Origin of the sequence: Pseudomonas sp. TH49, from assembly GCF_016650625.1 — a bacterium.
Classification (GTDB): domain Bacteria; phylum Pseudomonadota; class Gammaproteobacteria; order Pseudomonadales; family Pseudomonadaceae; genus Aquipseudomonas; species Aquipseudomonas fluorescens_H.
In genome coordinates this window covers 1,411,506-1,430,034 of sequence record NZ_JAEKFL010000002.1, presented here as the reverse complement: position 1 = coordinate 1,430,034, position 18,529 = coordinate 1,411,506, and the positions used below count along the sequence as shown (strand labels likewise).

General features: G+C 60.8%; 16 protein-coding genes and 1 pseudogene. 13 read left to right on the top strand and 4 right to left on the bottom strand.

Going from position 1 to position 18,529, the window contains the following annotated elements; translation table 11 throughout:
• The first annotated feature begins 463 nt into the window (after positions 1–463).
• On the top strand, positions 464–1,096 hold the full coding sequence (gene ycaC, locus JFU48_RS23935) for an isochorismate family cysteine hydrolase YcaC (RefSeq protein WP_201137886.1): 633 nt from the start codon (positions 464–466) through the stop codon (positions 1,094–1,096).
• 134 nt (positions 1,097–1,230) lie between these two features.
• On the opposite strand, the pseudogene JFU48_RS23930 reads toward ycaC, so the two are convergent.
• Positions 1,231–1,968, bottom strand: a pseudogene (locus tag JFU48_RS23930) (Fic family protein).
• On the bottom strand, positions 1,965–2,228 hold the full coding sequence (locus JFU48_RS23925; protein ID WP_003224234.1) for a hypothetical protein: 264 nt from the start codon (positions 2,226–2,228) through the stop codon (positions 1,965–1,967). The pseudogene JFU48_RS23930 and the gene JFU48_RS23925 overlap by 4 nt, the downstream one beginning before the upstream one ends.
• Positions 2,229–2,488: 260 nt before the next feature.
• On the opposite strand from JFU48_RS23925, the gene JFU48_RS23920 reads away from it, so the two are divergent.
• From JFU48_RS23920 to JFU48_RS23870, 11 genes are all read left to right on the top strand, one after another.
• On the top strand, positions 2,489–3,424 hold the full coding sequence (locus tag JFU48_RS23920; protein WP_201137885.1) for a Gfo/Idh/MocA family protein: 936 nt from the start codon (positions 2,489–2,491) through the stop codon (positions 3,422–3,424).
• Between the two features lie 215 nt (positions 3,425–3,639).
• A complete protein-coding gene (locus tag JFU48_RS23915) occupies positions 3,640–4,725 on the top strand; it encodes an isopenicillin N synthase family dioxygenase (protein WP_201137884.1) in 1,086 nt (361 codons plus the stop codon).
• Complete coding sequence (locus JFU48_RS23910) at positions 4,719–5,528, top strand: MetQ/NlpA family ABC transporter substrate-binding protein (protein ID WP_201137883.1); 810 nt, start codon at positions 4,719–4,721, stop codon at positions 5,526–5,528. Before JFU48_RS23915 ends, JFU48_RS23910 begins: the two co-directional genes overlap by 7 nt.
• On the top strand, positions 5,525–6,325 hold the full coding sequence (locus JFU48_RS23905; protein WP_201137882.1) for a methionine ABC transporter ATP-binding protein: 801 nt from the start codon (positions 5,525–5,527) through the stop codon (positions 6,323–6,325). The genes JFU48_RS23910 and JFU48_RS23905 overlap by 4 nt, the downstream gene beginning before the upstream one ends.
• A complete protein-coding gene (locus JFU48_RS23900) occupies positions 6,322–6,993 on the top strand; it encodes a methionine ABC transporter permease (protein ID WP_103486640.1) in 672 nt (223 codons plus the stop codon). The genes JFU48_RS23905 and JFU48_RS23900 overlap by 4 nt, the downstream gene beginning before the upstream one ends.
• Positions 6,994–7,001: 8 nt before the next feature.
• On the top strand, positions 7,002–8,552 hold the full coding sequence (locus tag JFU48_RS23895) for a sugar ABC transporter ATP-binding protein (RefSeq protein ID WP_201137881.1): 1,551 nt from the start codon (positions 7,002–7,004) through the stop codon (positions 8,550–8,552).
• Positions 8,545–9,570, top strand: a complete 1,026-nt coding sequence (locus tag JFU48_RS23890; RefSeq protein WP_201137880.1) for an ABC transporter permease subunit — start codon at positions 8,545–8,547, stop codon at positions 9,568–9,570. Before JFU48_RS23895 ends, JFU48_RS23890 begins: the two co-directional genes overlap by 8 nt.
• A gap of 31 nt (positions 9,571–9,601) precedes the next feature.
• The gene (locus tag JFU48_RS23885) at positions 9,602–10,657 is read left to right on the top strand and encodes a substrate-binding domain-containing protein (protein WP_201137879.1); all 1,056 of its coding nucleotides are present in this window, start codon (positions 9,602–9,604) and stop codon (positions 10,655–10,657) included.
• Positions 10,658–10,725: 68 nt separating this feature from the next.
• Positions 10,726–11,391 carry a sulfite oxidase-like oxidoreductase gene (locus tag JFU48_RS23880; protein WP_201137878.1) on the top strand — a complete coding sequence of 222 codons (666 nt, stop codon included), beginning with the start codon at positions 10,726–10,728 and terminating at the stop codon, positions 11,389–11,391.
• 807 nt (positions 11,392–12,198) lie between these two features.
• Positions 12,199–14,586, top strand: coding sequence for a TonB-dependent receptor plug domain-containing protein (locus JFU48_RS23875; protein ID WP_201137877.1), 2,388 nt, complete (start codon positions 12,199–12,201; stop codon positions 14,584–14,586).
• A gap of 41 nt (positions 14,587–14,627) precedes the next feature.
• On the top strand, positions 14,628–15,992 hold the full coding sequence (locus JFU48_RS23870; protein ID WP_201137876.1) for an APC family permease: 1,365 nt from the start codon (positions 14,628–14,630) through the stop codon (positions 15,990–15,992).
• On the opposite strand, the gene JFU48_RS23865 is transcribed toward JFU48_RS23870, so the two are convergent.
• Together JFU48_RS23865 and JFU48_RS23860 are read right to left on the bottom strand one after the other, a co-directional pair.
• On the bottom strand, positions 15,989–16,450 hold the full coding sequence (locus JFU48_RS23865) for a DUF3574 domain-containing protein (RefSeq protein WP_103486633.1): 462 nt from the start codon (positions 16,448–16,450) through the stop codon (positions 15,989–15,991). The genes JFU48_RS23870 and JFU48_RS23865 overlap by 4 nt on opposite strands.
• A gap of 471 nt (positions 16,451–16,921) precedes the next feature.
• Positions 16,922–17,833, bottom strand: a complete 912-nt coding sequence (locus JFU48_RS23860) for an AraC family transcriptional regulator (protein ID WP_201137875.1) — start codon at positions 17,831–17,833, stop codon at positions 16,922–16,924.
• Positions 17,834–17,936: 103 nt separating this feature from the next.
• Here JFU48_RS23860 and JFU48_RS23855 point away from each other — a divergent pair, with 103 nt between their 5' ends.
• Positions 17,937–18,482: a carboxymuconolactone decarboxylase family protein gene (locus tag JFU48_RS23855; protein WP_003224264.1), complete on the top strand. Its 546-nt coding sequence runs from the start codon at positions 17,937–17,939 to the stop codon at positions 18,480–18,482.
• Positions 18,483–18,529 lie beyond the last annotated feature (47 nt).

Genomic DNA, 18,529 nt, shown 5'->3' with positions numbered 1-18,529 from the left:
TTTGAGATGTTGCCTGGAATGACCCCTTCGCGGGCAAGCCCGCTCCCACAGAGTTATGCGGTGAACTCAGGAATGTCGGCCTGTCGAGATCCAGTGTGGGAGCGGGCTTGCTCGCGAAAGCGGTGTGTCAGCCATTTGAGATGTTGCCTGGAATGACCCCTTCGCGAGCAAGCCCGCTCCCACAGGGTTATGGGGCACCGCCTACCCGCAAGGCCTCAACTTGATTGGCGCAACGGTGGAGAAGGTCCTGAACCGGGCGCCGTACAGTTTGATGATCGCCAAACCAATGCCCGAGGCGGATTGAGTTGGAGGCTGGCAAGTCAGTGTTATGTCGCCAGGATTGTCTGTTATGAGTTGACAGTGAAACCCTTTTCAACCGATTTATCGGTTCCGGTGGTGTCAGTAATCTGTGCCCATGTTCAACGCCACCCCAACCACCACAACCAAGAAAAGGGATTCAAACATGAGCACTGCAACCTACAACCGCCTGAACAAAGACGACGCCGTAGTCCTGCTGGTCGACCACCAGACCGGTCTGATTTCTCTGGTTCAGGACTTCTCGCCGAACGAGTTCAAGAACAACGTCCTGGCCTTGGCCGACCTGGCAAAATTCTTCAACCTGCCGACCATCCTCACCACCAGTTTCGAACAAGGCCCCAACGGCCCGCTGGTTCCGGAACTGAAAGAAATGTTCCCCGACGCGCCGTACATTGCCCGCCCGGGCCAGATCAACGCCTGGGACAACGTAGACTTCGTCAAGGCGATCAAGGCCACCGGCCGCAAGCAGATCATCATCGCCGGTGTCGTGACCGACGTCTGCGTAGCGTTCCCGACCCTGTCGGCACTGGCTGAAGGCTTTGACGTATTCGTCGTCACCGACGCCTCCGGCACCTTCAATACCACCGTCCAGCAAGCCGCCTGGAGCCGCATGACCCAGGCCGGCGCACAAATGATGAACTGGTTCTCGGTCGCCTGTGAGCTGCACCGCGACTGGCGCAACGACATCGAAGGGCTGGGCAATCTGCTGTCGCAGCGGATTCCGAACTACCGGAACTTGATGAACAGTTACTCGGCGTTGACCGCGCAGCAGAAGTGACTGCAGCGTTGTGAACGTGAAAGCCTGCCCTCAAAGGCAGGCTTTTGTTTTTCGGTTTCAGTCTGCTGCAGGCGTGTGGCACACCTCAAATGTGATGAAGATCTGCAGGGAAGGGGGGGCTTCACAACTGACGCTTACTCAATGGGCTGCGCTCTATAAGTTTTATAGAGCCGCTGAACCTCAGGATCATCCAGGCTTTCGTAGGTGATGCCCTCTTTATCCAGGCCATCCAGTCCTTTTATGCCGCCAATCATTTCAGGCCACTCTTCACGGCTGGAGATGTCGATGATGAAAGGTGTCAGGTAACGATCCAGATGGCCTTGGAAAGGATCTCGAATCTCGTCGCTGCGAGCCCGCAGATAGTCATCTTTATTGGTCATTTACCAGTTGATGGCGAATTTGGTCCGAAAGCACAGCTCCATTTACACGAGCAGGATCGTGCGCCCATTGCCGTCCAGAAAAGGGTGCGCAGAAGCCAACTGACCCATGACTTCCCCAGGCCGAGCACGGAAGCGCTTTTTGTTTACCGCGAGTTCGAGGGCGTATTCGACCGACCGTTTGATCAGCTCCGGACGCTCAAATATCGTGTGATGAGGATCATCTTTCGATCCCTTGAAAACTGCCAGATGGGGGACTAGCTCATTTCTGTCTTTCCCCGCCCAAGGGTAAAAGCCCGAGAAAAGTATTTCGTGTGTTTTCAGGACTGCCTTGTAGTCAATGGGCTTTTTCTTGGCGAGATAGGCGAGAGCGTCGTCGATACTGGCTTCAAATGAGAGGTGCTCGGATTCTTTGACTTCAGTGGGATCTTTGAGTTTGAGCGAGTTTTGAAGATAGCCTTCAGTCTCAAAATCGCCGAAGGGTTCGAAATTCATGCGCTGAGTTGCTTTTTGCAACGCCTTTTTTCCTGCAGGTAGCGGCCTTGCAGGGCCATGATTTCTGTCTTGCTCAGAACGCCTTTTCTTTTCAGGTTGACGAGCAATTGCTCAACACCGTCCAGTTCCACGACATCACCGGCCAGGCGCGTGATGGTCACCGCCATGCAACTGAGGTTGTCACGGTCGGCGGTAACTTTGTGGGCTTTGGCGAGCAGGCGAACTTCAGTCGCGACGCTCTCAGTGGCTGATCTGGTCATTGGAACCTCTCGTTTTCTCTATCGGAGCATAGCATGGCGTCGTTTCTGTGAGCGTGCCAGCTAACGTGCAGCTAGCTGGGAAGATACACAAAGAAAGCAGGCTTTCTTGTTTGCGCCGCTGCATCAGCGTTGCTACCCGTTGTGGTGAAGTGAGCGCTGGCGTCTGTGGTTTTTTGATCAGACTCAGCTGGGTATTCCGTGACGTTTACGGCTAATCTGCGCACTCGCTGACGACAACAAGACAAAAACAGGAGTCACTGATGCAACCGATCCGTCTCGGTCTGGTGGGCTACGGTAAGATTGCCCAGGATCAACATGTGCCGGCGATCAACGCCAATCCCGGGTTTCACCTGGTGGCGGTCGCCACGCAAGGTAAACCCTGTGTCGGGGTGGAGAACTTTCACTCGTTGAGCGAGTTGCTGGAACACGGCCCCGAGGTGGATGCGATTGCGTTTTGTACGCCGCCGCAAGGTCGGTTCGCACTGGTGCAGCAGGCGCTGGCCGCCGGCAAACATGTGTTGGTGGAAAAACCGCCGTGCGCGACGCTGGGCGAGGCGCTGGCCCTGGTCAGTCAGGCGCAGCAGCAGGGTGTCAGTGCGTTGTTCGCCTGGCATTCGCGCTACGCCCCCGGGATTGAAGCCGCCCGCGACTGGCTCGCCGGCCGCACGTTGCAAAGCGTGCAGATCGACTGGAAGGAAGACGTGCGCAAGTGGCATCCCGGTCAGACGTGGATCTGGCAACCCGGTGGTCTGGGCGTTTTCGATCCGGGCATCAATGCCTTGTCGATTGTCACCCGTTTGCTGGCGCAGCCATTGTTTGTCGAAGCCGCCGAACTGCGCGTACCGGACAACTGCCAGTCGCCGATTGCCGCGTCGATCAAGATGTCCGATGCGCACGGGCTCGACGTGCAGGCGGAGTTCGATTTCGACCACGGTCACGACGAACTCTGGAGCATCGAGATTCGCTGCGCCGAAGGGCTGCTGCGCCTGGACAACGGCGGGGCACTGCTGAGCATCGACGGCGTGCGCCAGGCGGTGTCGGAAGAGGGCGAGTACACGGCGGTGTATCGACACTTTCAGCAACTGATTGGCGATCGGGCCAGCGACGTGGATCTGCAGCCGCTGCGGCTGGTGGCTGACAGTTTCTTTGTCGGCAGCCGGGTGGCAGTCGAGCCGTTTTATGACCCGGCACGCTGATCAGTTGAAGCGGGAGAGCTGTTGCGCGAAGACAGCGAACCTGAGCGTCAGGCCTAAGCTAATGCAAAAAGGGTATTTGTTCGTCGTTTTTAAGATCGTTTAGTTTTGTCTCACGACGAATCAAACGCATCAAACCGATAGACCCCCGATTGCCATGACGGCACACGCTGAATCGATCAAAGGCTCTTCAGGTTTGGTTCACACGGGAGTGAATCATGCCGCATACCCTCGATATCACTACGCTGCCGACGCTGGACCTTTCGTTGTTCGAAGGCACCGCGCAACAGCGTTATGCATTTCTTGAAAACCTGCGTCACGCCGCGCGTGACGTCGGCTTTTTCTATCTCACCGGCCATGGCATCGACAGCCACCTGCTCAAGCAGGTGCAGGATCACGCCCGGCAGTTCTTCGCCTTGTCCGAGCAGGAAAAGACTGCCGTCGGCATGATCAATTCGCCGCATTTTCGCGGTTACAACCGTGCCGCTTCCGAGATCACCCGTGGTCAACCCGACTGGCGAGAGCAGTTCGATCTCGGCGCCGAGCGCGAAGCGTTGCCGCTGGACGCGGACAGCCCGTTGTGGGCGCGCTTGCAGGGGCCCAACCAATGGCCGGCGGCGCTGCCAGAACTGAAACCGCTGCTGCTCGAATGGCAACAGGCGATGACGCGTATGGCGTTGCGTCTGCTGCGTGCCTTTGCCCAGGCGCTGTCGCTGCGGGCGGACGCGTTCGATCAGTTGTACGGCGACAAGCCCAACGAACACATCAAGTTGATGCGCTATCCAGGCCAGGCCGCCAACGCGAGCCAGCAAGGCGTCGGCGCGCACAAGGATTCCGGATTCCTGAGCTTTCTGCTGCAAGACCAGCAGGCCGGTCTGCAAGTGGAGGTCGAGGAAGGGCGCTGGATCGATGCGCTGCCCCGCGACAACACGCTGGTGGTGAACATCGGCGAACTGCTGGAGCTGGCCACCAATGGTTATCTGCGCGCCACGGTGCATCGGGTGGTGTCGCCGCCCGCAGGCAGCGAGCGCTTGTCCATCGCCTTCTTCCTCGGCGCGCAACTCGATGCCGTGGTGCCGCTGTATCCGTTGCCCACCGTGCTGTTGCGCGAAGCGCGTGGCCCGGCGAGTGATCCGCTCAATCCATTGTTTCGCGATGTCGGCTGGAACTACCTCAAGGGTCGTTTGCGCTCGCACCCCGACGTCGCCCGGCGCTTTTATGCCGATGCGCTGATGCCCGCCCACCGCTGCGCAAGACCGCCAACGCCTGATTCATCACTCGCTCAAGGACTCCGCACATGTTGAAAAAAGCAGGTTTGACCCTGGCCGTGCTCGGCGCGCTGGTGACTTCGTTCGGCGCGCAGGCACTGGAGCCGTTGCGGGTGGCTGCCGACCCGGTGCCGCACGCGCAGATTCTCGCGTACATCCAGACAATCGATCCGCAACTCAACCTCAAGGTCATCGAGATTCCCAACGGCGTGAACTCCAACGAGCTGCTGGTGCATGGCGATGTCGATGCCAATTACTTCCAGCATCTGCCGTATCTGAAATCCCAGGAGCAAGCGCTGGGGCAGAAACTCGCGGTGGCCGCCACGGTGCATATCGAGCCGCTGGGCATCTATTCGCGCCGGCACAAAAGCTTCGCCGACGTGCCGGAAAAGGGCACCGTGGCGGTTCCCAACAACGTCACCAACCTGAGCCGTGCGCTGTACCTGTTACAGGACAACGGGTTGATCAAACTCAAGCCCGGCTTCAAGGATCCGGCAGCCGATCAGGCCACGCCCAAGGACATCGCCGAGAACCCGAAACAGCTGAAGATCCTCGAAATCGAATCGCCGCAAATCCCTCGGGCCCTGGACGACGTCGACCTTGCGGTGATCAACGGCAACTACGCGCTGGAAGCCGGACTGGTGCCGGCCAAGGATGCGCTGGGGCTGGAGAAGGCCGAGCACAATCCGTATGCCAACATTCTGGTGACCACGCCGAAACTGCAGAACGATCCGCGCATCGCGCAACTGGCCAAGGACCTGACCTCGCCGCAAGTGGCGAAATACATCACCGATAACTTCAAGGGTTCGGTGATCCCCGTGGTGGATGCCAAACCATGATCGTCGTCGAGCAGGTCAGCAAGACCTACCCGTCGGCGCCGACGCCGGCACTGGATCAGGTGTCGCTGAGCATTCCCGATGGTGCGATCTACGGCATCCTCGGGCGCAGCGGGGCGGGCAAGTCGACCCTGTTGCGCTGTCTCAATCTGCTCGAACGCCCGGACAGCGGGCGGATCCTGATCGACGGTGTGGACCTGCTGAGGCTGTCCGCCAGCGACCTGCGCCGCCAGCGTCAGCGCATCGGCATGATCTTCCAGGGCTTCAATCTGCTGCACTCGCGCACCGTCTTCGACAACATCGCCGTGCCGCTGGAAATCGCCAACGTCGGCAAACCGTGGCGCCATGTGCGGGTGCGCGAGCTGCTGGAACTGGTCGGCTTGACTGACAAGGCGCAAGCCTTTCCCTCGCAGTTGTCCGGTGGGCAAAAACAGCGGGTGGGGATTGCCCGAGCTCTGGCCGCCGAGCCGGCGTATCTGTTGTCGGACGAAGCCACCAGCGCGCTGGACCCGGAAACCACCGCGTCGATTCTCGACCTGCTGCGCGATATCAATCGGCAACTGGGCGTGACCATCGTGCTGATCACCCATGAGCTGGAGGTGGTCAAGTCGATCTGCGATCACGCGGCGTTGATGGCGGACGGGCGTCTGGTCGAGTCCGGCCCGGTGCCGCGCTTGCTCGCCGATCCGCAATCGAGTCTCGGCACTTCGTTACGTCCCACCTGCGGCCTGCCGCTGGGCCACGACATTCCCGGTCTCAGCTTCCTCAAGCAATACGGCGTACGGGCGGCGCAGCCATGAACCGCAGCATCGACTGGAATGAAATCCTGCAACTGGTGTTCAACGCCACCGGCGAAACCCTGTACATGATCTTGCTCGCCGGGCTGTTCACGTTGCTGATCGGTTTGCCGCTCGGGGTGTTGCTGTTTGTCAGTCGGCGCGACGGACTGTGGCCGCTGCCACGGCTCAATGCCGCGCTGGGTTCGCTGGTCAATCTTGGGCGCTCGCTGCCCTTTGTGGTGATGTTGATTGCCCTGATTCCGCTGACGCGTCTGCTGGTCGGCACCACCCTCGGTAGCACCGCGGCGGTGGTGCCGATCACCATTGGCGCGTTTCCGTTTTTTGCGCGAATCGTCGAGAACGCACTGGATGAAGTCGACAAGGGCCGCATCGAAGCGATCCTCGCCATGGGCGGCGACATCCGTCATGTGATTTTCAAAGTGCTGTTGCCCGAAGCGCTGCCCGCGTTACTGGCGGGGATCACTCTGACGCTGGTGATGCTGATCGGTTTTTCTTCCATGGCCGGGGTGATTGGCGGTGGCGGCCTCGGTGATCTGGCGATCCGTTACGGCTATCAGCGTTTCAACAATGAAGTGATGGTCGCCACCGTGGTGGTGCTGGTCATTCTGGTGCAGGGCGTGCAGAGCCTGGGCGACCGGCTGGTACGTTCGCTGGCTCATCGACGTTAAGGAATTTTATGAGTGTCGTCGTGGCCCGCGCGCCGCTGATTCAGGTGCGCGAACTAAGCAAAACTTTTGGCTCGAACCGCGCACTGGATCGCGTCAGCCTGCAGATTCATCCCGCCGAAGTGGTGGCGTTACTCGGTGCCAACGGTGCCGGCAAATCGACGCTGGTGAAGATTCTCGCCGGCAGCCAGCGCGCCGATGGCGGCGAGATTTACATCGACGGGCAGCCCCGGCAATTCAGCTCGCCGCTGTCGGCACGTCGGGTCGGGATTGTCGCGGTGCATCAGCAGATCAACGAGGGCATTGCGCCCGGATTGAGCGTGGCGGAAAACCTGCTGCTCGATGAGTTGTGCAAGCCTGACGCGGACTTCTGGCTCAATCGCAAACGCTTGCTGGAACGCGCCGCGAGCATCGCGGCCGGGCTGGGTCTGGTGTTGCCGCTGGAGCAGCCGATTGAACACTTGGGCCAGGCCGAGCGGCAGTTAGTGGTGCTGGCGCGGGCCTTTGCCTTGCAGCCGCGTCTGCTGATTCTCGATGAGCCGACCGCAGCCTTGTCGGATGCCGAGGCGCAACGGCTGTTCGGTCTGATCGACACCCTGCGCAGCCGTGGCGTGGCGATTGTTTACATCTCCCATCGCTTGTCCGATCTGCAACGGGTGGCGGATCGCGCCATTGTCCTGCGCGATGGGCGACTGGCCGGAGAATTCAGCGCACGGCAGTTGCCCGAGGCGGTGCAGGCGATGCTCGGGCAGGCGCTGGACGGGCATGTCTACACGCCCGGCAGCGTGGGCCGAAAAGTCCTTGGTGTGCGCGGTTTGCAGATTTTGCCGCGCTCCAGGCGTTTCGATTTCGACCTGCACCAAGGCGAAGTGGTGGTGCTGACCGGGCTGCTCGGCGCCGGAAAAAGCGAGATCGCCGAAGTGCTGTTCGGCTTGCGCAAAGCCGTGGCCGGCAGCTTGCAACTCGATGGCATGGACTGGCTGCCGGGTTCGCCAAGGGCGGCGATTCGCAGCGGTGTGTTTCTCGCAGCGGAGGATCGCGCGAGTCAATCGTTGGTGCCCGACTTTTCCCTGCGCCGCACCCTGACGCTGCCGTTTCTGGAGCGCTTCACCCGTGCCGGTTTCATTCGCAACCGCGCCGAAGCCGCAGCGGTCGAGGCGCAAGTCGCGGCGCTGGGGATCAAGACCGCCGGCATCGAGGTGCCGATGAGCGCGCTGTCCGGCGGCAATCAACAGAAGGTCGTGCTTGGCCGTTGGCTGCTCGGAGAAGGGCGGGTGTTGATCCTTGACGAGCCGTTTCAGGGCGTCGACGTGCGCGCCCGCCGCGAGATCGGCCAACTGCTGCGCGACAGTGCCGGCGGCCGCGCGACCCTGGTGATTTGCGCCGATGTCGACGAAGCCCTGGAAATCGCCGACCGGATTCTGTTGGTGCGCGATCACGCGGTGGTCGCCGAATATCCGCGCGCCGGCCTTGAACGCGCGACCCTGGTCGCCGCGCTGGCCGGCAGCGACGCTAGCGAAAATCCCTTTCATGCCACGCCAAGGAGCAGAGCGAGTGCCTGATTCGAGTTCATTGTTGTCTGCCGCTACGGCACCCGCCGAGCGCCTGCTGCAAGCGCTGATCCGCTACGGCCTGTTGTGGCTGCTGGCGCTGATCGTGGTGTTTTTCAGTGTCGCGGAGCCGGCGTTTTTGCGCGTCGGCAATCTGTTCAGCATCTTGCAGTCGGTGTCGATCGTCGCGCTGCTGGCCCTTGGCGTGACGCTGACCATGGCCGTCGGCGGACTTGATCTGTCGATTGGTGCGGTGGCAGCGATGAGCCTGATGATCGCCAGTTACGTGATGGTGGTGCTCGGTTGGGGCGCGGTGCCGGCGGTGCTGATCAGTCTGGCCGGTGGCGCACTGGTCGGGCTGCTCAATGGCTGGCTGATCGTCAAGCTGCGGGTGCCGGACATTCTTGCAACGCTGGGCAGCATGTTTCTGGTGATCGGCGTGCAACTGATTCCCACGGGCGGGCGCTCGATTGCGGTGGGCATGACCTTGCCCAGTGGCGTGGAAACCGAAGGCACGTTCAGTACCGCGTTTCTCGCCCTCGGCCGCGGTCGCTTGTGGGACGTGGTGCCGGTGCCGGTGTTGATCACTGCGCTGGTGGCGCTGGCGGTGTGGCTGTTTCTCGAGCGCACGCGCATCGGCCGGTTGTTTTATGCGATTGGCGGCAACGAGCAGGCAGCGCGATTGGCAGGCGCGCCAGTGCAGCGCTTCAAGTTGCTCGCTTACGTGCTCTCGGCATTGCTCGCCTCGCTCGGCGGTTTACTGTTGGCGGCGCGCCTGGGCCGGGGTGATGTCAGCTCTGGCAACGGTCTGGTGCTCGACGCCCTCGGTGCGGCGCTGATCGGTTTTGCCGTGCTCGGCGCGAAGAAGCCCAATGCCTTCGGCACGTTGGTCGGCGCACTGTTGGTGGCGTCGCTGCTCAATGGCCTGACCATGCTCAACGCGCCGTACTACTCGCAGGATTTCGTCAAGGGACTGGTGCTGGTGCTGGCCCTGATGTTCACCTTCGGCCTCGCGCATCGGGCGCGCTGAGCCGGTTCATTTGTCGCTGCAAGGAAGATGTATGCACGGTTCAATCAAGCAGTTCGCACGCCAATGTCTCGCCGGCGCGGTGCTCTCGGCGTTGGCGTTGAGCGCTCAGGCCAAGGCATTGCCGGGTGCTCCGGCGCCGTTCGACAAGGGCCAGGTGCAGATCGCGCTGGTCGGTTATCTGTTTTCCGGGGACTTTCCCGAGGCGTATCTGCGCGGCGTGGAGAAACAGACCGAGGCGCTGGGGGCCAATCTGCGGGTGTTCGATGCGCGGCAGCAGGCGGCGAGTCAGGGCGAGATGATCGATCAGGCGATCGACCTCGGCGTCGACGGGATCATCGTGCAACTGGGCCTGGCGGAAACCCTCAAGGGACCGATTGACCGGGCGATCGCCAAAGGCATCAAGGTGGTGGCGTTCGACGTCGATCTGAACAGCCCGCAAGTGACCCAGGTCGAGCAGGATCACCATGCACTGGCGCGACTGGCGCTGGATCAGGCGGTGAAGGACAACGGCACGCGGTTCGATGCCGGTTACGTGTACATCAGCGGCTTCACACCGATGGAGCGTCGCGACGAGATCTGGAGTCAGGTGAAAAAGGCCAATCCGGGTATCATCGAGAAGGCGCGTTTCGGCACGCTCAACCCGCCGATTGCCAACTCGGTGGCGGATCAGGCCAGCGCGGTGCTGCGGGCCAATCCGGATATCAGCGTGATCTTCGCGCCGTTCGACGAGTTCGCCAAAGGTGCGAAAATCGCCGTCGATGAGGCCGGGCTGGGGCGCAAGGTGAAGATCTACAGCGCCGACATTTCCACCGCCGACATTCAGATCATGAAAGAACCGGACAGCGCCTGGGCGGCGACCGCAGCGGTCAATCCGCAAGTGGCGGGTGCGATCAGCGTGCGCAGTCTGGCGATGTTGATTGCTGGCGAAAATCCTGGGCATCAAGTGTTGGTGCCACCGACCCTGATCACCCGTCAGCAGTTGCTCGATCTTGACGTGAAAAACGTTCGCGACCTGGCGCAGAAGCTGCCGGCGTTCGGTGATAGCGCCAACGTGGCGCGGGCCGAGTGGATTCCTGTGGCGAACTGAATGCAACCGTTATCACCGGGTGATGCGCTGTATGCGCGGCAGGCATCCTGACGCGCTTGGGAGTGAATATGCACAACAAAGCCATGCGCTTGCGCAACAGCCGCGCACCCAAGGCTGATCCGGCGCTCGGTCAACGCTTGCCGCCGGGGCAGGTGTTGACGGAGCGGTTCCCGATTCTCCACGAAGGCACGGTGCCGGAGTATGAGTTGGCAACCTGGTCACTGCGCCTGTTTGGCAAGGTCGGACGTGTCGTCGAGTTGAGTTTTGCTGACCTGCAAAGGTTGCCGCAGCGCGAGTTGCAATGTGACATTCATTGCGTGACACGCTGGTCGAAGTTCGACACGCAATGGAGTGGGGTGCATCTGCAGGATCTGCTGAGCGAGCTCGATATCCAGCCCGCTTCACGTTTTGTCATGGCCCACGCCGATCACGACTACCAGACCAACCTGTTGCTGGACGACCTGCTGCACCCGGACAGCCTGCTCGCCACCCATTACGCCGGCCAACCCTTGACCGCCCAGCACGGCTGGCCGCTGCGGCTGGTGGTCGCCGGGCGCTACTTCTGGAAAAGCGCCAAATGGCTGCGCGGTCTGGAGTTTGTCGACGAAGAAAAACCCGGTTTCTGGGAGCGCAACGGCTTTCACCTGCACGCCGACCCGTTTGCGGAACAACGCTTCAGTGCGCAGGCCCTGGACATTGCCGCGGATGCCTGGCTGGAAAAGGAATTCGACTAAAGGTTTGCGCATGTTTGCAGTCAACATCTCGGGTGACTGGACTGGCCCATTCGCGAGCAAGCCCGCTCCCACATTGGATCTGCGGTGGATGAAAGCTATGCGTTCACCCCGTTCAACCTGTAGGAGTGAGCCTGCTCGCGATGGGGCCCGGACATTCAATTGCTTCGGTGGCTGATACACCGCTATCGCGAGCAAGCCCGCTCCCACATTGGATCTGTGGTGGATGAGAAGTCAGTGTTCACCCCGTTCAACCTGTAGGAGTGAGCCTGCTCGCGATGGGGCCCGGACATTCAACTGCTTCGGTGGCTGATACACCGCTATCGCGAGCAGGCTCACTCCTACATTGGATCTGTGGTGGATGAGAAGTCAGTGTTCACCCCGTCAAACCTGTGGGAGCGGGCTTGCTCGCGAAGGGGCCAGCCCAGTCGATATTCTTCGGTGACTGAACGATAGCTTTCGCGAGCAAGCCCGCTCCCACAAGGTGCAGCATTCATGCTTGAGTTAGTTGCTGCTTAGTTGCGCTACTGTTGTTCTGGCAACACTTGTGTTGGACTAAATACAGTTAATCAGCCCGATCTAACCTAAGTGTTATTGGTTCTTTTACGGCAAGCCTCAGCCCGTCTAGCATCGGTGTTCAAGGGGAAACAACTAACTTTGGGGATTCTGCGCTTAACCAACTCAATACGTTTAACCAGCCTTCACCGCCTTCCTGATTTCTAAAACTACAGCAGACATTGCCGTGCATTGATTGCCGAACCCTTATTGTCGGCAACGGCCGGGTATTAGCTGCGATAAAGGAGCTGTCACATGTATCACCGTTCCCGTTCATTGCTGGCCATCGCGGTTGTCGGTGCGATCTGGCAAGTTCCGGCGCAAGCCGAAGACACTTCCACGCGCGTTGACGATGACACACGGCTGGGTACCGTGCTGGTCACCGGCACCCGTGGCACTGCTCGCACGGTGCTGGATTCTCCGGTGCCGGTTGACGTATTGACCGCCGCCGACCTCAAGTCCACCGGCGCGGCCGACGGTGAGCTGGGTCAGGCGCTGCAAACGTTGCTGCCATCGTTCAGCATGCCGCGTCAGTCCAACTCCGGTGGTGCTGACCATGTGCGCGCCGCACAGTTGCGCGGTATGAGCCCGGACCAGGTGCTGGTGCTGGTCAACGGCAAGCGCCGTCATACTTCGGCAGTGGTCAACGACTCGTCGAAAATCGGTCGCGGCACGGCACCAGTGGACTTCAACTCGATCCCCATCAGTGCGATCAAACGCATCGAAGTGCTGCGCGATGGTGCCGGGGCGCAATACGGTTCCGATGCGATTGCCGGGGTGATCAACATCATTCTCGACGACGCGCCCGAGGGCGGCGAAGTGTCCACCAGCTACGGCGCGTTTCACACCCATCAGGACGCCATCGGCAGAACCACCACCGACGGCCAGAACAGCGTGACCACGGCCAAGATCGGCACGCGCCTGGGCGAAGAGGGCGGGTTCATTCGTGGCGGCACCGAGTACAAAAATCGCAACCCGACCAACCGCGCCGGTTTCGATGGCTTTGCCGATACCCCCGACCAGCGCAACTATGTGATGGGTGACGGCCTGGCGCGGGACGTCAACCTGTGGTTCAACAGCGAGCTGCCGCTGGCCGGCGGCAAAGCCTACAGCTTCGGCACTTACAACCAGCGCCACACCACCGGCGCCGAATTCTATCGCTACCCCTACGAGCAGCCGCAGTTCTACCCCAACGGCTACCTGCCGCAGTCGCTGGGCGACAACAAGGACGTCTCTGCCACCGCCGGTTTCAAAGGCATGATCGGCGAAGACTGGGACTTCGACAGCAGCGTTACCCATGGCCGTAACCGCTTCGACGGATCCACCCGCCGCACCCTCAACGTCAGCCTCGGCGAGGACTCGCCGACCAAGTTCGACACCGGCGATTACGAGCTGCGCCAGACCACCACCAACCTCGATTTCAGTCGCGAACTGCGCTTGGGCGGACGCTCGTTCGTGCTGGCGCTGGGCGGCGAATATCGCTACGAAAACTACCTGACCTACGCGGGTGACGAGGCCTCTTACATTGGCTCCGGCGCTGATGGCGCCAACGGTCTGCGCCCCAGCGAAGAGTCGGACCTGGACCGCAACGTGTTCGCGACTTACGCCGAGTTGTCGGGCGATCTCACCGACCGCTTCTTCGTCGACGCCGCCACCCGCTGGGAACATTACGACGATGCCGGCAGCAAACTCACCGGCAAGCTCAGTGGTCGCTACAAACTGACCGAGCAGTGGGCGCTGCGCGGTGCGGTGTCGAACAACTTCCGCGCGCCGTCGCTGGCGCAGAGCGGTTTCCAGAACACCACCAGCAACTTCGGCGAAGGCGGCACGCTCACCGATATTCGCGTGCTCTCGGTGAACGACCCGATCGCCCGCGCGCTGGGTGCGCAAAAGCTCGATCCGGAAACCTCGAAGAACTTTAGCCTCGGCCTGACCTTTCAGCTCAACGAACGCTTCGATGCCTCGCTCGATGTGTTCCGCATCGACGTCAAGGACCGCATCACCCTGTCGCAGCGCATCGGCAGCGACGCCATGGAGCAATACATCAACGACAACTTCGGCGTGGCCGGGGTGCATGACGTGAACTTCTTCACCAACGCTGCCGACACCAGCACCCACGGCGCCGAACTGGTGCTCAACTATCACCAGCCACTGTATGAAGGGACGTTGGGCCTGACCACCGCCTACACCTACAACCACACCAAAGTCACCAGCACCAAAGGCACGCCTTCGCAACTGACGGCGTTGGGTATCGGCAACGATGCACTGGTCGGCGTTGAAGAAACCAACACCCTGACCGACGCTGCACCCAAGGATCGTTTCGTGTTTTCCGCCAACTGGGCCAGCGAACATTGGGGTCTGCTCGGACGTCTGACCCGTCAGGGCGAGACCACTCGGGTGTTCGATTTCGGCGACTCGCAACCGGAGCAGACCTACGGCGCGGTGTGGCAACTGGACGCCGAGGTGACCTACAAATTCACCCCGAAATTCAGCGTCGCCCTGGGCGGCAACAACCTCACCGACAACTACCCGGAACGCTCCGGCTCGGCGATCAACTACGGTGGCAACCTGCCGTATGACGTGCTGTCGCCGATCGGCACCAACGGCGCGTACTACTACGCCAGCGCCACCTACGGCTTCTGAGCCGATCCGCCACGGATGGCGGACTTTTTGCGGAACTCTCCATGAATCACTCCAACGGCCCCAAGCGCCATCTGCCGGTGTTGCAGGCGTTGCTGATCACGCTGGGCATGGTGATCACCACCGACATCCTGAAAACCGCGCCGACCGTGGCGCTGAACGTCGGGCCGGAATATTTCTATTGGGTCTGGGTGCTCGGCGGTCTCGCGTCGATGAGCGGGGCCTTGTGTTTTGCCGAAATGGCCAGCGCATTTCCGCACCCGGGTGGCGACTATCACTTTCTGCGCACGGCCTATGGCGAGCGCATGGGTTTCCTGTTTGCCTGGTCGCGCTTCTCGGTGATGCATACCGGCTGGATCGCCTTGTCGGCGTTCATGTTTGCCGATTACGTCAATGCCGTGGTGCCGCTCGGTCGGTACGGCTCGGGCCTGTTTGCCGGCGGGGTGATCGCCGCGCTGGTGCTGCTCAATCTCACCGGCAAGCACATCGGTTTCATCACCCAGACCTTGTTGGTGGGTTTGCTGGCGCTGGGCTTTCTGAGCATCGCCAGCGCCGGTGTGTGGCTGGCGTGGCAGGGGATTGAAGCACCGCCACCGAGCGTTTCGGTCACGCCGGAAAACACCGGTATGGCCGGATTTTCCGCAGCGATGATTTTCGTGTTTCTGGCGTTCGGCGGCTGGAGCGATGCGGCAACCTTGTCGGCGGAAGTGCGCGATGGTCGACGTGGAATATTCATCGCCATGCTCGGTGCGCTGACGGTGCTGATGGCGATTTATCTGGCGCTGAACTGGGCGCTCGTTCGAGGCCTGGGTTTCGCTGGACTGGCAGCGAGCAACGCACCGGCCGTGGAACTGTTGAACCGTGCATTCGGTGCGCCGGGGGTGCTGCTGATTTTGCTGATGGTCGGTATCGCGGCCATCGCCACCATCAACTCGACTTTGCTGGTCGGCGCGCGCACCACTTACGCCGCGGCCCGCGATGTGCCGCAGTTGCGTCGTTTCGGCGAGTGGGACGAACGCGACGGCGTGCCGCGCAAAGCTTTGCTGGCGGAGGGCGCGGTGGCATTGTTGCTGGTGCTGTTCGGCAGTTTCACCCAGAGCGGCTTCAACACCATGGTCGAGTACCTGACCCCGGTGTACTGGTTGTTTCTGAGCTTCAGCAGCCTGGCGTTGATCATCCTGCGCCGGCGCTTTCCCGAGGTGCCGAGGCCGGTCAGGGTGCCGTTGTATCCGCTGTTGCCGCTGCTGTTTTTCGGTCTGTGCCTGTACATGCTCTATTCGAGCGTGACGGTGGTGGGGTGGGGCGCGTTTTTGGGGATTGGTGTGTTGCTGGTCGGCGCGCTGCTGCTGGCGGGATCGAGCCGCCTGGCGTCGACGCCTCGGCAAGCTCTCGGACAGATGAACGATTAGAACGATACGTCGGCCGGTTGCGACAGGCGCAGCACCGACAGATCCCCGGTAATGCGTTTGTACGCCAGACGAATCGCCTCGATATTGCCGGCGTTCTGCGGACTGTTCTCGTGCAGGATCACAATGACCTTGGTGCTCAGCCGCTCAGGCTCTTTCGCCCCATGATCACGCCATTGCCCATAGGCATCGAACACGGTGAAACCGTCGGGAAACCGCGACGTCACTTCCTTGTCGAGAAACTCGCGCCAGCGCGCCGGGCTGACCGCGCCTTCCTTGCCATCCACGGTGCCCACCGAGAAGTACAGCTCGGTGCGGATCCACTGTGCCTGCGCCGGACGCGTGGCATCACCTTGCAGGGTCGAACTGGCGGGATCTTTGGTATGCACCGAAACAGCAGGAGGACTGGCGCACCCGGCGACAGCGACAAACAGTGCAGCCAGTAACAGGCGTCTTTGCATGGAATATCCCTTTTTATGAGTTAAGTGCAGACGCGCAATTATAAGGGGCGGATTTAATAGCGATAAAAGATTAAAAAGTGGTTTGTTGGTTGATTAATGGAATAAGAAACTAACGAGTCGAGGATGCTGAATGTACCGCCGCCTTCGCGGGCAAGCCCGGCTCCCACAGGTTTTGCGGTGTACACAAATCCGTTGATCGACACCATCCACTGTGGGAGCGGGCTTGCTCGCGAAAGCGCCGGTTCAGTCAACGAAGATATTGGATCTACCAACGCCATCGCTGGCAAGCCAGCTCCCACAGGTTTTTGCGGTGTGCACAGATCCGTTGATCGACACCATCCCCTGTGGGAGCGGGCTTGCCCGCGAAAGCGCTAGTTCAGTCAATAAAGATGTTGGATGTACCGCCGCTTTCGCGAGCAAGCCCGCTCCCACAGATTCTCTGTGCTTTCCAGTAGCGACGGCACGCGTAGCTCAGCGCCCCTCATGCTGCTTGCGATAAGCCCCCGGTTGCACCCCCACCGACTTGGCAAACGCTCGGGTAAACGCGGCGATCGACTGATAGCCCACCGCCGCGCACACCTGTTCCACCGTGTGATTGGCTCGCAGCAACTGGCAGGCATGCCGAATGCGCAACGCCAGCAGCACTTGCCCCGGCGACTGCCCGGCCAGCTCATTGAAGCGTTTGAAAAACGCCGAGCGCGACAAGCCGATACTCGCCGCCATGTTCTCCAGCGACCACGGCAATTGCGGTTGTTCGATCAACTGATCCAGCAACGGCGCGAACTGCGGATTGCGCGCCAATGCCACCAGGCCGCCGAGGCTCTGGTTGTCGGTCATTTGCTGGCGCAACACGTACAAAAACAGCAGATGACTCAAGCGTTCGAGCAGCGCCGAGGAGGGCGCTGGCAGGCGTTCGCACTCTTGCAGGATCAACTCGAACAAGGCTCGCGCCGCGCTCGAAGAAGGATCGCCCGCGCGCAGGATGATCCAGTCCGGCAAGCCTTCGATGATCAACGATGACAATCCCGACTTGAAATGAAAGAACCCGCAAACCAGCCCGACACCGTCCTGCGCCTGGCTGTCGAGCGCGGTCATGGCCATGCGCGGCAGCGTCTGGGCGATCCTCGCCTCTTCGGCGCTGGAGAGGCGGTAATTCAGATCGCGCAGCAGGAACACTGCATCCCCGGTGTTCAGCGGAATTGGCTGCTCCCGCCCGTCAATGTGCAGCCAGCAACGCCCCTGCACGATCAAGTGGAAACTTGCGCGCGCCAGCCCTTGGGTGCTGGCGTGCCAACCACCGCAATAGCGGCCGACGTGAAACAGACTGGCGTCGAGTTCGAGGCTTTCTAATAACCAATCAACCAGTGGGCTGGACGAAATCATCTAATGGAAACACTCAGGAGCAAGTAATCGCTACTTTAGAATATGGATCGAAATTTTTATAACCAACAGACTGGCCGGACACTCAACAGCAGGAGTCCACTCCATGTCGCGTCTTACTCTACACACCGTGCAAAGCGCTCCCGAAGCCGCCAAACCGTTTCTGGAAAATGCGCAGAAAAACTCCGGATTCATTCCGAACCTGCTGGCCGTGCTGGCCAATGCCCCGGCCGCGCTGGAAACCTACGTTACGGTATCGGCGCTCAATGGCAAGTCCGAACTCAGCCTCGCCGAGCGCGAAGTGGTGCAACTGATTGCGGCGACCCACCATGGTTGCGATTTCTGTGTCGCAGGTCATACCGCCGTCGCGCTGAATAAGGCAAAACTGCCGCCGGAAGTCGTCAGTGCGCTGCGTGAAAAAGCCACTGTCCCCGTGGAAAAACTGGAAACCCTGGCCGCGTTTGCCCGCGAAGTGATTGCCACCCGGGGCAAGGTCAGCGATCAGACCTTCAACCAGTTCAAGGCCGCGGGCTACACGGAAGGCAATGCGCTGGAAGTGATTCTCGGCATCAGCCTGGCGACCCTGTGCAACTTCGCCAACGTATTCGCCGACACGCCGCTCAACCCCGAGCTGGCCCCGTATCGCGCGTAATCGGCCAGCGGTTCCGGCAGCGTCGTCTATGGTTGATGCGGCTGCGT